The 12,676-nt window shown below is 52.2% G+C and carries 16 protein-coding genes; 11 read left to right on the top strand and 5 right to left on the bottom strand.

From position 1 onward, the window contains the following. Positions 1 to 125: 125 nt before the first annotated feature. Both SGBXF1_RS18810 and SGBXF1_RS18805 read right to left on the bottom strand, forming a co-directional pair. Positions 126 to 1,193 (bottom strand): site-specific integrase, encoded by a 1,068-nt coding sequence (locus SGBXF1_RS18810; RefSeq protein ID WP_186427358.1) that lies wholly within the window; start codon positions 1,191 to 1,193, stop codon positions 126 to 128. 3 nt (positions 1,194 to 1,196) lie between these two features. Beyond that, positions 1,197 to 1,760: a phage repressor protein CI gene (locus tag SGBXF1_RS18805; RefSeq protein WP_186427357.1), complete on the bottom strand. Its 564-nt coding sequence runs from the start codon at positions 1,758 to 1,760 to the stop codon at positions 1,197 to 1,199. Between the two features lie 156 nt (positions 1,761 to 1,916). On the opposite strand from SGBXF1_RS18805, the gene SGBXF1_RS18800 reads away from it, so the two are divergent. The 8 genes from SGBXF1_RS18800 to SGBXF1_RS18765 all read left to right on the top strand — a co-directional run bounded on the left by SGBXF1_RS18800 (position 1,917) and on the right by SGBXF1_RS18765 (position 6,451). Continuing rightward, entirely contained in the window at positions 1,917 to 2,177 is a 261-nt protein-coding gene (locus tag SGBXF1_RS18800) for a hypothetical protein (RefSeq protein WP_186427356.1), read from the top strand. Positions 2,178 to 2,209: 32 nt separating this feature from the next. Further along, positions 2,210 to 2,719, top strand: coding sequence for a phage regulatory CII family protein (locus SGBXF1_RS18795; protein WP_186427355.1), 510 nt, complete (start codon positions 2,210 to 2,212; stop codon positions 2,717 to 2,719). 9 nt (positions 2,720 to 2,728) lie between these two features. Next, positions 2,729 to 2,932 carry a phage filamentation protein Fil family protein gene (locus SGBXF1_RS18790; protein ID WP_186427354.1) on the top strand — a complete coding sequence of 68 codons (204 nt, stop codon included), beginning with the start codon at positions 2,729 to 2,731 and terminating at the stop codon, positions 2,930 to 2,932. A 2-nt stretch (positions 2,933 to 2,934) separates the two neighbouring features. Next, on the top strand, positions 2,935 to 3,354 hold the full coding sequence (locus tag SGBXF1_RS18785) for a hypothetical protein (protein WP_186427353.1): 420 nt from the start codon (positions 2,935 to 2,937) through the stop codon (positions 3,352 to 3,354). A 2-nt stretch (positions 3,355 to 3,356) separates the two neighbouring features. Continuing rightward, the gene (locus tag SGBXF1_RS18780) at positions 3,357 to 3,764 is read left to right on the top strand and encodes a hypothetical protein (RefSeq protein WP_186427352.1); all 408 of its coding nucleotides are present in this window, start codon (positions 3,357 to 3,359) and stop codon (positions 3,762 to 3,764) included. 77 nt (positions 3,765 to 3,841) lie between these two features. Beyond that, positions 3,842 to 4,081, top strand: a complete 240-nt coding sequence (locus tag SGBXF1_RS18775) for a DUF2732 family protein (protein WP_186427351.1) — start codon at positions 3,842 to 3,844, stop codon at positions 4,079 to 4,081. Between the two features lie 97 nt (positions 4,082 to 4,178). Then, complete coding sequence (locus SGBXF1_RS18770) at positions 4,179 to 4,448, top strand: DUF3850 domain-containing protein (RefSeq protein WP_060432284.1); 270 nt, start codon at positions 4,179 to 4,181, stop codon at positions 4,446 to 4,448. After that, a complete protein-coding gene (locus SGBXF1_RS18765; RefSeq protein WP_186427350.1) occupies positions 4,442 to 6,451 on the top strand; it encodes a replication endonuclease in 2,010 nt (669 codons plus the stop codon). Before SGBXF1_RS18770 ends, SGBXF1_RS18765 begins: the two co-directional genes overlap by 7 nt. 279 nt (positions 6,452 to 6,730) lie before the next feature. Here SGBXF1_RS18765 and SGBXF1_RS18760 read toward each other — a convergent pair whose 3' ends face one another. Genes SGBXF1_RS18760 through SGBXF1_RS18750 form a run of 3 tightly spaced genes read right to left on the bottom strand, consistent with a single transcriptional unit; the run spans position 6,731 to position 9,881 of the window. Next, the gene (locus tag SGBXF1_RS18760; RefSeq protein ID WP_049232552.1) at positions 6,731 to 7,057 is read right to left on the bottom strand and encodes an Ogr/Delta-like zinc finger protein; all 327 of its coding nucleotides are present in this window, start codon (positions 7,055 to 7,057) and stop codon (positions 6,731 to 6,733) included. Further along, positions 7,054 to 8,103, bottom strand: a complete 1,050-nt coding sequence (locus SGBXF1_RS18755; protein WP_186427349.1) for a phage portal protein — start codon at positions 8,101 to 8,103, stop codon at positions 7,054 to 7,056. Before SGBXF1_RS18755 ends, SGBXF1_RS18760 begins: the two co-directional genes overlap by 4 nt. Next, positions 8,100 to 9,881, bottom strand: coding sequence for a terminase large subunit domain-containing protein (locus SGBXF1_RS18750; RefSeq protein WP_186427348.1), 1,782 nt, complete (start codon positions 9,879 to 9,881; stop codon positions 8,100 to 8,102). The genes SGBXF1_RS18755 and SGBXF1_RS18750 overlap by 4 nt, the downstream gene beginning before the upstream one ends. 165 nt (positions 9,882 to 10,046) lie before the next feature. On the opposite strand from SGBXF1_RS18750, the gene SGBXF1_RS18745 reads away from it, so the two are divergent. The 3 genes from SGBXF1_RS18745 to gpM are packed head-to-tail and all read left to right on the top strand — an operon-like array spanning position 10,047 to position 12,662. Beyond that, a complete protein-coding gene (locus tag SGBXF1_RS18745; protein ID WP_186427347.1) occupies positions 10,047 to 10,886 on the top strand; it encodes a GPO family capsid scaffolding protein in 840 nt (279 codons plus the stop codon). 48 nt (positions 10,887 to 10,934) lie between these two features. Continuing rightward, on the top strand, positions 10,935 to 11,951 hold the full coding sequence (locus tag SGBXF1_RS18740; RefSeq protein WP_186427346.1) for a phage major capsid protein, P2 family: 1,017 nt from the start codon (positions 10,935 to 10,937) through the stop codon (positions 11,949 to 11,951). Positions 11,952 to 11,957: 6 nt separating this feature from the next. Next, on the top strand, positions 11,958 to 12,662 hold the full coding sequence (gpM, locus tag SGBXF1_RS18735; protein WP_186427345.1) for a phage terminase small subunit: 705 nt from the start codon (positions 11,958 to 11,960) through the stop codon (positions 12,660 to 12,662). The last annotated feature ends 14 nt before the right edge of the window (positions 12,663 to 12,676 follow it).

The raw sequence follows: 12,676 nt of genomic DNA, 5'->3' as shown, positions 1-12,676 counted from the left end.
ACCTATTTGGTGGAGCTGGGGGGATTTGAACCCCCGTCCGAAATTACTACATAGCATTTAAGGGGGTGTGATAACAATGATTTACTATGATATTCAGTTGGTTAGTTAGTTTCTGTTAGTATCGGTTAGTATCTGTTTGTATTCTCTGCCGCCATTTTGCCGCCACCTTTGGGATGCCAGTTAAGGCTGGCCAATGGGTTTTTAGTTGCGGCATCTTCAAGATGATCTGGAGCGAAGTGTGCATATACCATCGTCATCTTTATATCGGCATGGCCGAGAATATTTCTCAATACCAAGATGTTTCCGCCGTTCATCATAAAATGACTGGCAAAGGTATGGCGTAATACATGGGTGCATTGGCCCTCTGGCAATTCAATACCTGCTCTTTTCAGTGCTCTTTCGAATGCTTTACGACATGGGCTGAATAAACGACCACGTTTTATTGGTATTTCATCATACAGCGACTGGGAAATAGGAACGGTTCTATTCTTCTTGCCTTTGGTTTTCGTATAAGTGATCCGATATTTGGTTACCTGGTGGCCGCTTAATCCTTCGGCTTCACTCCAGCGTGCCCCAGTTGCCAGGCAAATTCTCGCCACTGTGATCAGGTCAGGGTTCAATGATTCCTCGCAGGAATCCAAAAGGCGCTTGATCTCGATTGGTGCTAAGAAAGAAAGTTCGCTTTCAGCAATTTTAAACGCAGGGAGGCCAGCTAATGGGTTTGGAGCATTCCAGTGCCCCATTTTTTTCAAGGTTCCAAATACTGCTGAAAGATTGCTTTGTTCTAGATTAACCGTCCTGGGTTTTACCTTTGGCAGCAAAGTGCCGTCTGATAGCTTCACCAGGCCATTTAACCGCCTTTCTCGATATGACGTGAAATCAGCAGCGCTAAATTCGCCTGCAACAGGATCGCCAAGCCCATCACATATAATTTTAAGCTTGGCAGACATGCGGCGCGGATCAGCTAAAGTTTGACCATAGAGCGAGTGCCAAAGGCTTATTAGTTCAGAAAGGTGGCGACGGTCCACTTTTTCCCCAAGCCAAGGTTTGTTGTCCACTTCTTCCATCGTGAAGTTTTCAAATGCGACTGCCTCGCCTTTGGTGGCAAATTGCTTTCTTACCCTTTTGCCAGTTCGGCCATTGGGGTAACACTCACACAACCATTTACCGCTAGCTAACTTCCTTATCGTCACTAATCACTCCTTCCTAAAGACACCGACCACCCGCGCAATGATCTTTATTTCATCAATGCCGCAGTCAAAAGGTACCCCACCGCCGATAACCTTAACTCTCTTGACCGGTATAAACGCCAGTTCTCTAATGTGGTGCTTCCCCTCAACCTCAACTAGCCAGCGGCCATCAACCAGATCCGTAAAACCTTTATCTACAAAAAACGCCTCATTTTCTGTGCGGATTACATACGGCTCTTTCAGATTGTTAGGTAGAAAAACCTTATCAAACATCAGGCTACCAGAGTTTTTCAAAGAACCATCTTTGAGAAGGTAACTATTCAATGTCGCAATATCACTTTTTGAATGCTCGTAAATGCGACCTTCTCCCGTTGTCAACCACTGTAGTGATACGTTGGTTTCCAGGGCGCATTGGATAATCAGTTCTGCCGGAAACGTATCTCGTTTAAGCCAGGTTGCAAGGGTGCTGGAAGAGATTTCGAAGTGACGGCAAAGGTCATTTTTAAACCTAAATCCGTAAGCTTCCATCAGTCTATCTATAGCGGCTGCGCCATCAGTTGCCATTTTCATATGCTCTCACCTGAGAATAAATCTGTTGACATTTCGCATTTGAGTGCATATAAAGTAAATGCTCTCAAATACGAGTGGATGCGATTTCCTGCGAAGAAATGCAAACAGATACGAATAGATACTAACAAACACGAGATAAACCGGAGATTTTGCCTCATGAGTGCAACCATTTCAATCAACATTCCTCGCGATTGGGTATACCCGGAAGAGTTCGCCAGGCTTGAAGGGATGTCGATCCACACCGTCTACAAGTGGAAAGAACAAAGCAAGCTGGAGATTCTCCCCAAGAAAATCGCTCCAGGTAAAAAGAAAGCTGGCGGACGCATTCGCATTAAGTATGCAAAGTATAAGGCTCAGCAAGCCCGCGAAAATCTTGGACATTCAAACTTCTTAATAAACGTTGTTGGCGTTCATTAGTTCCATATTGCGAACTTTTTGGGGATGTGAACATGTTTGATTTTGAAAGCTCCATACATAAGCACCTTGATAGCGCTTGCCGCCGTTTTGCCCAGATGCACAATCTGGCAGAACTGGCTCCGGTGCTGAATGTCTCGCCGCAGGTGCTGCGCAATAAGTTGAACCCAGAGCAGCCACACGAGCTAACGCTTTCACAACTGGTTACGCTCACCGCGATCACTGACGACGCAGCAATCCTTGATGGTCTGCTAGCACAACTTAATTGCTTGCCGGCAGTGCCAACAAACGAGGTAAAGCCCAGCAGCTTGCCGACTCACACGTTAAACGCCACTGCGGCGATCGGCGCTATCGCCGGTGAAACCGCATCCACTGCGCCTATGACGCAATCCCGTAAAAACGCCATTCTCGACCGCGCCAACCAGGCAATCCGTGATTTGTCGCTGATCGTTGTATCGGTAGAAGCGCGTTTCCAATCTACGCCAGTGCTGGCCGCTGCTGTTGACGTGTTCAACACCTGCGCGCCTGCGTTCGGCATGAGCTGAGGTAACTACATGAAAGCTTTTGCGCAATACCTGAAACGACAATCACCGGCCCCGCAGTTGGCTGACTTTGGTCACGGTTGGATTGAGCTACCGAACGGCCAGCGCTGGCAACCAAGCGCCAGCAGAGTGGTGTTTTCAGGGGGTTCCGTTGCACCAGGTAAACAGGCCAAGCGCCGCCCCTGGTGGTTCCGTTTGATGGGGATTAGGGGGTAACGATGGCGGATAACAACTACTGGTTAGCCAGAATCCGTGCCCAGGTCTGCCCCGAGCATTCAGAGGCCGCCGATTTCTGGAATGGATTATCACCAGAGTGGCGCGGCGTCGTGATCCACGCTGCGGCGCTGGAAGGAAAGGAAGAGTTGAAAGCGAGCTTGTGTGATTGCCTTTGGCGTGAGCTGTTCGACCGTTTAACCCCGCAGGCAATCATGCAAATTCGTGCCGGCATTCAGAAGGCCCGAAACGTGTTTGGCGGGTTTGGTTCTTTGCGTGAGTCGGATTTTCAACGAAAGGGAACGCGCCGAAATACAAAGCCGCGTCACCCTATTGATAAGCAAGTGGAGATGGTGGCAGCGCCGCACATTCTCAGAATTATAGAGCAACAAACAAGCCTGCAAAGCCAGGCCGAGGAACGGTAAAGATGAAAACCATCACAGTTGAGAAGCATGGGTTATTGGCTGATTTTGTCACCTGGGGCGTAGCGCCAAATTATGCCCGCTTTTTCCTGGGAAAGTGTCATGAGGCCAATGGCCAGATTGCATTGGAGCCATTTGTTTTTAATGACTCAATGCATTTGACCAACCCACACCAGTGGTTTGCGGCCAATACTGCATTTTGGTGCCGCGCTTACCGCGAAGCTGAAAGCAGCAAAGAGCAGACTGAAACGTTGGCTTCCATCCGCGCGATTTTCTTTGTGGCTGGCATGTTGGGGCAGGGCAGCATTACCGCGTTAATCCTCCAGTGGTGGCAGGCAACGTTTGAGTTGCACGGCCTGCCGACACCTAACATTACCGTCGCTGCAAAACCGCAATCTAACCGCATTCACTAACCCCAAATTGACCAAAACCCCCACGGCTTCCACCTGGTAGCCGGGGGATTCTTTTTGCCTAAATCGGAGAAAACACCATGCCAACTATCGGCCAAGACATTAGCAACCGCGCCGACCGCGTTTCCCTTAAAGATGTGTTCGACCAGGCGCGCCGTGAAGCCCAGAAGGATGCCGCCGTGAAGTTTTCCGGTCATTTAGACCGTATGGCCACCGTGATGGCCAACCAGGAATTATCCGCCGTTGAGATCGTGGAGCTGCTACGCCAGGACGCCGAAAAATGGAAAAACGAGGGGTTAGCATGTCTTGGGTGCTGCTGATTGGCGGCTTTTGTGCCGTCTGGGTGTGGATGGGGCGTGCGGCGGACAAAGCAGCGGCGCAGCGCCCTGAAAATCAAAATTACGATTAGGTGATGCGATGAGAAAACATGATTTAAAAATTCGTCCTGAGTATTTCGCGGCAGTGGTAAATGGTCAGAAAAAGGCCGAGTTTCGTCTCAATGATAGAGGTTACTCTGTCGGCGATCTCCTTTGCTTACATGAGTTTGGGCAACATCCAGAGTTTGACCACTTGGAAGGGTTCCTTGGTAATCACATCTGGGTGCGCATTACTCACATTACTAACCTGGGGGAATGGCTTTCGGGGTATGTGATGCTGAGCTTTGAGCGGGAGCTGTTCTCATGCTGAATCCGGTCGCATCTGCTACCGAATGGGCGTTCTCATGGAACGCCCCACGCCCGGCGATCGCCAGCCCATTTCCGACTTATGACGAAATTCACCAAAGGGATAGGGAAAACGCGGCGTTAGCGCGTGCCCAGGTATTGCTGCAAAAGCAGCCGGCGATTGTTCGCCTGGATGTGACGCGCCGTGCCAATCAGCTTGAGAAAGAACAGGGCATTCAGCGCGCTAATGCATTTTTGGCTAAAACCTTTATCGAGCGCATTTTGCCGCGCGTTAACCTGGTTTCGGCCCGCTATCACATCCCTGAAATGACCGCCGACACCGCCCAACTGATGTGGCGGTTCAATAGCTTGCCGGATATGGCACGCTCAGATGTTGAATTATTGGCGCAGGATATTGCCAGCTTTATCTGCCTTGAGCTGGGCACAATTAGCCAGGAAATGGCGGATTGTGGCGATCTGAAGGTAGCGCACGCGCTGTTTGTTCGCGCCGGCACGATCACCCAGGCATTTCGCCAGAATGCACCCGATTGGGAAAAATTGATTAACCGCTTTTTCAGTGAAGATAAGGCGGTTTCTGCCGTGTCTCGCATGATGTCCGATAAGTGGTGGCTGGGCCGCCTGCGCCGCCATGCTGGCGAATGGCGCGAACACCTACAGATTGCGCTGAACAACGTCAGCAAGCGCGCCAGCACCTACGCCAGCAGAATGGCCATTCTCGAGTGGAAGGAACAAAAGCGCCGCACGCGTGAGTTTCTTAAGTCGATGGAACTGGAAGATGAAGACGGTAACCGCATCAGCCTGATTGACAAGTATTGGGGCAGCGTGGCCAACCCGGCTATTCGCCGAACTGAAATGATGGTGCGTATCCGTGGCTTTGAAAATATTTGCAATGGCCTGGGCTATATGGCGGAGTTTTACACGTTAACGGCCCCTTCCAAATTTCACGCCACCACGATCCACGGCCACCGCAACCGTAAGTGGAACGGCAGCAGCCCGGCAGACACCCAGCGATATTTACGCCGCGTGTGGGAAAAAGTGCGTGCCAAGCTGCACCGCGAAGACCTGCGCATTTTTGGCAACCGCGTGGCTGAGCCGCACCACGATGGCACCCCCCATTGGCACATGCTGTTTTTCATGCGTCCAGACCAGGCCGACCAGGTGCGGGAAATCCTGCGGGATTACGCCTTTGATGAAGATAGCGCCGAGCTGGGCACAGCAAAAGCCCGTAAGGCCAGATTCCACGCGGAAGCCATCGACCCAGAAAAAGGCTCCGCCACTGGCTATGTGGCTAAATATATTTCCAAAAATATTGACGGGTACGCCCTGGACGATGAGCTAGACGACGAAAGCGGCAAGCCGATGAAAGAAGCGGCTGCTGCCGCTGCTGCGTGGTCAGCACGCTGGCGCATCCGTCAGTTTCAATTTGTTGGCGGTGCGCCAGTGACCGTATATCGCGAACTGCGCCGCATGGCCGATCATGATACGGCGATGGGGTTAAGCGTGGAATTTGCAGCGGTGCATGATGCTGCTGATGTGGGCGATTGGGCAGGATATATCAACGCCCAGGGCGGGCCATTCGTCCGCCGGGATGAGTTGGTTGCCCGTACCTGGTACGAGGTCAGCGAAGACGTAAACCCATTTGGGGAGGAGGTGATCAGGGTTAAGGGGGTGTTTTCCCCGTCAGTGGGCATGGATACACCTATTTTAACGCGTTTGACGCAGTGGAAGATTGTGCCGAAGTTGGCCGCCGATAAGGCGGCTGGGGTTAGCGACGCGAACGCGTCGCCTAGGAGTTCTGTCAATAACTGTACGCCAGAGGATTGGCGACGATTATCGAGGGAGTTACAGCGGCGTGGTTTTGCCGGCGATCAGTTTGAAATGGATATATTGGCCAGGGGCAGCGCCTTGCGGATATACGGCGATCGGGTGTTAAAAGTGCGCAATGGACGCCTGGAGGAAATGGGCAGCAATCCGGCGTGTGAGCTGTGGCCAGGCTGGAATGGATAGTTACAAAATTATTCATTTTGCTAAAGATTATGTATACTGTACGGATATACAGTATCAAATTGCTAAACATAGAATAAGAAAGGAGGAGCCGTGACGGATTTTTTCTTTGAATCACTGGCTATACAGCGTATTGAGCTAGTTGCGCGCTTAGTCGCTAACGGACGTTGTAGCAGTGACGATCGGGAGTTGGCTTTATCATGGATTTCTGAGATGACTACCACTTTAGCCGCAGACGTTGACCGGCAGTTACAAAAACGCCCCCAGGACGGAGGCGTTAATTCAGGCGGCGGAGGCGGCACCCTGCAATAAATCGAGCATCATTTGCCGTTGTTGGGGGTTCATGCTTTCAACAACGGTTTTTAGCAGCTTATCCCCGGTTTTAGCGCTTGGGCTAAGCGTATGCGAAAAGGTCACATTCATTACAAAAGTATGGCCACACTCCACATCACTACAGGCGCAATAGAGATCTGAAATCTGCCGGTGTTTACGGGCCGTTTTTCTGATAATCGCGTTAGCGCCGCATTCCGTGCATAAAACTTTCATCACGCGCATGTTTCTGGCTCCAAAAGTGGCAAACTTCTGGAATTTTAACGTTTTTCTGCTCATAACGCACCCGATTGTGAGGTTGCGTCGTTGAATTTAAGGTGTAGGTGCGCTGGCACATCGGCATCGCTGTTGACGGCATCAGCAATCATGCGTTGAACGGGGATCACCTCGTCTTTTCGGTAGGTTTCGCGGGCTTTCTCCGGGTCGCCCAGGCCCGCCGTGTTGCCTGGAATAATGCCGGCCAGACCAGCCGGGAAACGATGCGCCGCCAGAACGTCCTGGGCGCTGATGTTTTTCACGTTGGCAAACTCATCCTTTGCGCTGATGTCGCCGATCGGGATGAATTTAATCCCGTCCGGGTCACCTTTCGGGATATTCACAAACAGCGTGCTGAAATTGCCGATCCCCTTGCTTTGTTCCAGGCTTTGTACAATTTCATCTTCCACCTCAGTGCTCAAATTGGGGTCATTGGTGTAGATGATGCCGCCCGTGTGTGCCCCGTTGTGGTAGTAGCGGCGACGAAAGATGGTGGCTTCACTGTTGAGCAACGCGGAGTGAATACCGCCGATGTAGTCCGGCAGGCCATAAACCTGTTGTTGTGGGTCGTACTGCTTCAAAAAAATCACATCCTCCGGTGCAAACACCAGGGGTTCACCGTTCTGTAGAACAACCAGGGAATTATCCTTGCGGCGGCGGGTATAGAGTGAGGGCAGTGGGGCCAGGGCGCAGACGTCGCCCCAACCGTTGCGCACTTTCGCAATGGCCAGATCACCAAAGGTAAAGTAATCAAAAATCCCGCCTTTCAGTTCCTGGTGCGTTAAACCGCCGCCCTGGTAATCCGCCGCCACCATATTGTGCCGGGCGTACAGTACGCCACCGTGCTGGCCGTTGAGGTTGACCAACTGCGCCAGGGCCAGGCGGTCAATCGGCAGCGTGTAGTGGTCAAAGTCGTTGTCATACCAGATTTCCCGGTAGTCGGTTCCGGTGGTGAGTACCGGTTCCGGCTTGCCCAGGGTGGCAATGCTCATTTTGCGCGCCGGGCCTGTGGCGGTGGCACGTTGGTGGTTTGCCGCTGCACGGCGCTGGCGTTGTTTATTCTTTTTCATGCGGCCTTTCTCGTTTTCCATGTTGATTTGCGTTGGTTCTCAAAATTGAGCGGCTCGTTATCCACGGCGTGGGCGATGGCAAAAAATACGTCTGCGTGGCCTGTTTCCTGGGTGCGATCCGCAACAAAGGTCATGCTGTTACCTTTGGCGGTACTGGTGCGCCGGATGGCCAGGAAGCTGGCCGGGATTTCTTTTTGTTCGTTGTCCCATTCGATGCGCTGGCTTTCCACCACATCCACCATTTTCAGCACCAGGCGCGTTTTGCTCTCCAGGCCGTAGTGGATGGCCACGGCCTGGCGCATGGCAAAACCCTGCACCATTTCATACACGCCGCTGCCAATGCCGGTAATGTCGATCCCGATGTGCGTCATGTTGTAGCGTTCAAACAGTGCCTTAATCTGGTTGGCCTGGTGTTTCCAGTTCATCCCCTGCCAGTAGAACGTGGCCAGGACGCGGAAGCGTTCACCGTCATAGAGCGGCGGCGCGATAATCACAAAGGTGGAGGTGTCGCCGCTGCGCGCCGGGTCGAAGCCGGCCCACACTTCACGATTACCGAATGGGCGTGAGGCGGTGGGGTCATGGTCTTGCCAGAGCGACACCTCAACGCCGCAGCGTTCCAGCTCGTTGAAGCGGAAAACACTGTCTCCACTGTCCACAAACACGCACATATAGAGCATGCTGAATGTGTCGCGGTTGTACTTGTTGCGCAGTTTGTCGATGCTGGCCAGGTTGAACCCGCCGGCGATCGCATCTTCCATCGTGATGATGTATCGCCATTGCTCATCGGGACAAAGCCGCCCGCCGTCGCGCAGTTCTTTGAATGACGGAAACTCCACCTTTTTGCGCTTGGCATCGCCGCGTTTCCATTCTTCCCCCGTCCAGAACGGGTAAGCCTGGTGTGTCTTGCTGCTGGGCGTGGAAAAATACGTTGTGCGCCACCGGTCATGTGTGGCCATTGCGCTGGCCACCTCATTAAGCCGCGCAAAATTCTGTATCCAGAAATATTCATCAACGTACAGGTGGCCGCTGTAGGATTGCGCCGTGTTGGAGTTGGTGGAAAGAAAGCGCAGCTCCGCGCCGTTACTCAAACGGATAGGGTTGCCGGTCAGTGTTACGCCAAAATACTGCTCCGCGATGTTGACGATGTACGAACGGAACACCTCAGCCTGTGGGCGTGATGCTGACAGGAAGATTTGCGGATCGCCGGTCATTACGGCGTTTTCCAGTGCCTCAAACGCGAAATACCAGGTTGCACCAATCTGCCGACTTTTCAGGATGTTGCGGATTTGCTGGGCCAGGTTTAGGCGCAGGTGTTTTTGGTAGCCGAAAAGGTGCTCATTGGCGAAAGCGTCAAAATCTTCCTGTGTCAGCGCGGAAATATCATTTTTACGGTATTTGCGCTTTTTCTTGCCCCCGTCCTGGTCACCGTCGCCGGCAGCGGAATATTCCCCATTTACCTGGGAAGATACAGCCGCAAGTTTCTCCGCATGTTTGGCTTGCTGAATACGCAGTTTGCAATGGTGCGCGATCAGGTTATCGAGTTCTTTTTGTTCCAGGTCTGTTTTGCCGTCGCGGTGGGTTAATACCTGAATGCGGCGATTAATTGTCTCCTCAATACTTTCGTGGCTGAGCATATCCGCCCAGCTCCATTTATCCGCCCAATAGTAAACAATCCGCCTGTTGGGCAGATTAAGTTCGGTGGCGATCTCTTTGGGCGTCCAATGTCTTAAATAGAGTGAACGCGCAACGCCAATAAGTTCGTCTGAATATTTAGCCATGTGCCAATTATGCAGGGTTTATTTTTGGTTCACGTCGGATATAAAACGGCTTTATTCGGTTAATGGTGCTTATCCGAATATATAAGATATTAAGGCCGTGCGGGGTGTGAATTAATTGGCGATACTGCACCTGTCGAAACAAACACGAAAGAGAAAATAGGCTTTATGTCAGATTCGCAGTTAATGACGAATTGGATTTGTGTTTGCGCAGAAGGTAAGACAGTAGACGGGCGTGATATTAAAAGAGAATGGATCACGGACGCCGCCGAACTTTACGACCCTCATTTATACACGGCGCTGTTATGGCCGGAGCATTCCCGTACTTACGGTAACCGGGGGCGGGTTTTAGAGTTGATGTGTCAGGAGGGGGATGATGGGGTGATGCGGCTGTATGCCAAGCTTTGCCCAAACCTCTCATTGATGCAGGCCAATGTGGACGGGCAGTTACTCTTTTGCTCCGCTGAATTTACGCCCGATGGCGATTTTCGCGGTACAGGTAAAAGTTACCTGGAAGGGCTGGGCGTTACTGATGAACCGGCTAGCGTTTACACCGAACGGATGCGCTTTAATCGGCGCAGTAAAAATAAACGTTATGGCGCATTAAAGCCGCTGGCTTTTGATGAAGTCAAAGAAATTAACGAGGGAAAAATAATGTCAGGTAATAAAAAGAAAGGTTGGCGCAGCATGTTTTCCATTGAGGAAGAGCAACAGCAGGCGGAAACCCCAGCGGATGGCGATAAATTACAGGCACTGGCGGAAGCCCTTGCGGCCTTTGAATCGCGCCTTGCCGCGTTGGAAGGTAAAGCAGAAGAAACGGCCACTGCCGTTGAAGATGTGCAGGAAGATGTGGAAACCGTAAAAGAAGTGGTGGACACCCAGGAATTTAAAACCCTGCGCGATAATATCAGCGGCATCGTGAAAAACTTCAGCAAGCTGGATAAAAAAGTAACCCAATTGCCGAGTCGCAATCCGGGTAAAGGTCGCCAGCCGTTTAAATTCCTGTAATTCGTCAGGGTAATAAAAATTAAATCACTCTGTGGGTGAGGGGTAACTATGTTTTTAAATCAACGTGCGCGTGAACTACTCCGCGCATATAGCACGGGGTTGGCTGCTGAATATGGGCAGGATACCACCGAGCGTTATTTTTCATTGACCGATCCAAAAGAGACGGCGTTACGCACTGCACTGCTGGAGTCTGTGGATTTCCTGTCCATGATCACCGTAGAAGATGTTGACCAGTTATCTGGCCAGGTGGTGAACGTGGGTAATCCGGGCATCTTTACCGGGCGTAAAGAAGGCGGGCGTTTTATCCGCAAAACCGGTGTAGATGGCCTGGAATACAAACTCTCGGAAACTGATTCCGGCGCGGCACTGACCTGGGCCATGTTGTCTGTCTGGGCGAACTCTGGCGATGAGAACGAGTTTTTCCAGCGTATGCAGACTTTCACAAACCAATCCTTTGCCCTGGATATGCTGCGCATCGGTTTTAACGGTAAGTCTATTGCGAAAACCTCTGATCCAGAGAAAAACCCGAACGGCGAGGACGTCAATATTGGCTGGCAGGAGTTTGTGCGCGACTTTGACGACAACCAGATCATCACCGATGGGGTGACCCTGGGGGCAGGCGGTGACTATGTGTCACTGGATGCGATGGCATCTGACCTGATTAACAGCAAAATTCCGGCGCAGTTCCGCAATGACCCACGTTTGACCGTGTTGGTGGGCGCTGACCTGGTGGCGGCAGAACAACACCGCTTATACCAGGCTGCCGATCGCCCAACGGAAAAAATCGCGGCGCAGATGCTGGGCACGTCCATTGCTGGTCGTCCGGCGATTGTCCCGCCATTTATGCCAGGCAAGCGAATGGTGGTGACACCATTAAGCAACCTTCACATCTACACCCAGCGCAAAACCCGTCAACGTGCAGCGGAGTTTTCGGAAGACCGCAAGCAGTACGAGAACAAGTATCTGCGCAATGAAGGTTACGCCGTGGAATACCCGGAAATGTACGCCGCCTTTGATGAGTCCGCCGTGACTATCGGCAAGGTGGAAGCACCGAAAGGGGAGTAAGGCGCTATGTCACTTTCCCCCGCACAACGCCACACGGCCCGTATTCAGGCCGAGCGCAAACTCGAAGACCGCCAGGCGTTGGCTGGCTGGGACAGCTTGCACCTCCAGGTACAGGCAATGGAGCGGGATATTCGCCGGCTACGGGAGTTGCCGCGAACCGCTGACCGCATCGCCATGAAACGCGATGAGTTGTTGCCGCGTTGGTTGCCAACGGTGGAAACGTACCTGGCGGAGGGGGAGGTTTACGCCAATCCCATTTTTGCCTGGTGTGTTATCTGGCTGTTTGACGTGGGGGATTTTGACAAGGCACTCGATTGGGCTGATTTGGCGATCGCCCAGCGCCAGCAGACACCGGACAGGCTAAAGCGCAGCTTTGCCGCGTTTGTGGCGGATACGGTGCTGGCCTGGTCAGAGGAAGAGGCCAGCAGGGGCAACAGCCTGGAGCCGTATTTTTCCCGCACCTTTGCCAACGTGCGGGACAACTGGCGGCTGCATGAGGAAATCAGCGCCAAGTGGTTCAAGTTTGCCGGATTGATGCTGTTGCTTGATGACAACGGCCAGCCGCTGGCCAGCGCCGTGAATGACGTGGCGACGCTGAACCAGGCAGATGAATTGTTAGCCCAGGCGCAGGCATTTAACCCCAAAGGGGCTGGCGTCAAAACGCAGCGGCTGAAAATTGCGGCCAGGCTGCGGGCGCTGGAAAAAGAATAAAAGACTACCGCAAG

Source organism: Serratia grimesii (assembly GCF_900186025.1).
GTDB classification, from domain to species: Bacteria; Pseudomonadota; Gammaproteobacteria; order Enterobacterales; family Enterobacteriaceae; genus Serratia; species Serratia grimesii.
This window is presented reverse-complemented; position numbering and strand designations above follow the sequence as displayed.

Coding starts and splice junctions, on each gene's coding strand:
- SGBXF1_RS18785 (WP_186427353.1), top strand. CDS start 2,935: ATGGCGGATAACAACTACTGGTTAGCCAGAATCCGTGCCCAGGTCTGC.
- SGBXF1_RS18755 (WP_186427349.1), bottom strand. CDS start 8,103: ATGAAAAAGAATAAACAACGCCAGCGCCGTGCAGCGGCAAACCACCAA.
- SGBXF1_RS18745 (WP_186427347.1), top strand. CDS start 10,047: ATGTCAGATTCGCAGTTAATGACGAATTGGATTTGTGTTTGCGCAGAA.
- SGBXF1_RS18760 (WP_049232552.1), bottom strand. CDS start 7,057: ATGAGCAGAAAAACGTTAAAATTCCAGAAGTTTGCCACTTTTGGAGCC.
- SGBXF1_RS18775 (WP_186427351.1), top strand. CDS start 3,842: ATGCCAACTATCGGCCAAGACATTAGCAACCGCGCCGACCGCGTTTCC.
- SGBXF1_RS18790 (WP_186427354.1), top strand. CDS start 2,729: ATGAAAGCTTTTGCGCAATACCTGAAACGACAATCACCGGCCCCGCAG.
- SGBXF1_RS18750 (WP_186427348.1), bottom strand. CDS start 9,881: ATGGCTAAATATTCAGACGAACTTATTGGCGTTGCGCGTTCACTCTAT.
- gpM (WP_186427345.1), top strand. CDS start 11,958: ATGTCACTTTCCCCCGCACAACGCCACACGGCCCGTATTCAGGCCGAG.
- SGBXF1_RS18805 (WP_186427357.1), bottom strand. CDS start 1,760: ATGAAAATGGCAACTGATGGCGCAGCCGCTATAGATAGACTGATGGAA.
- SGBXF1_RS18770 (WP_060432284.1), top strand. CDS start 4,179: ATGAGAAAACATGATTTAAAAATTCGTCCTGAGTATTTCGCGGCAGTG.
- SGBXF1_RS18740 (WP_186427346.1), top strand. CDS start 10,935: ATGTTTTTAAATCAACGTGCGCGTGAACTACTCCGCGCATATAGCACG.
- SGBXF1_RS18795 (WP_186427355.1), top strand. CDS start 2,210: ATGTTTGATTTTGAAAGCTCCATACATAAGCACCTTGATAGCGCTTGC.
- SGBXF1_RS18800 (WP_186427356.1), top strand. CDS start 1,917: ATGAGTGCAACCATTTCAATCAACATTCCTCGCGATTGGGTATACCCG.
- SGBXF1_RS18765 (WP_186427350.1), top strand. CDS start 4,442: ATGCTGAATCCGGTCGCATCTGCTACCGAATGGGCGTTCTCATGGAAC.
- SGBXF1_RS18780 (WP_186427352.1), top strand. CDS start 3,357: ATGAAAACCATCACAGTTGAGAAGCATGGGTTATTGGCTGATTTTGTC.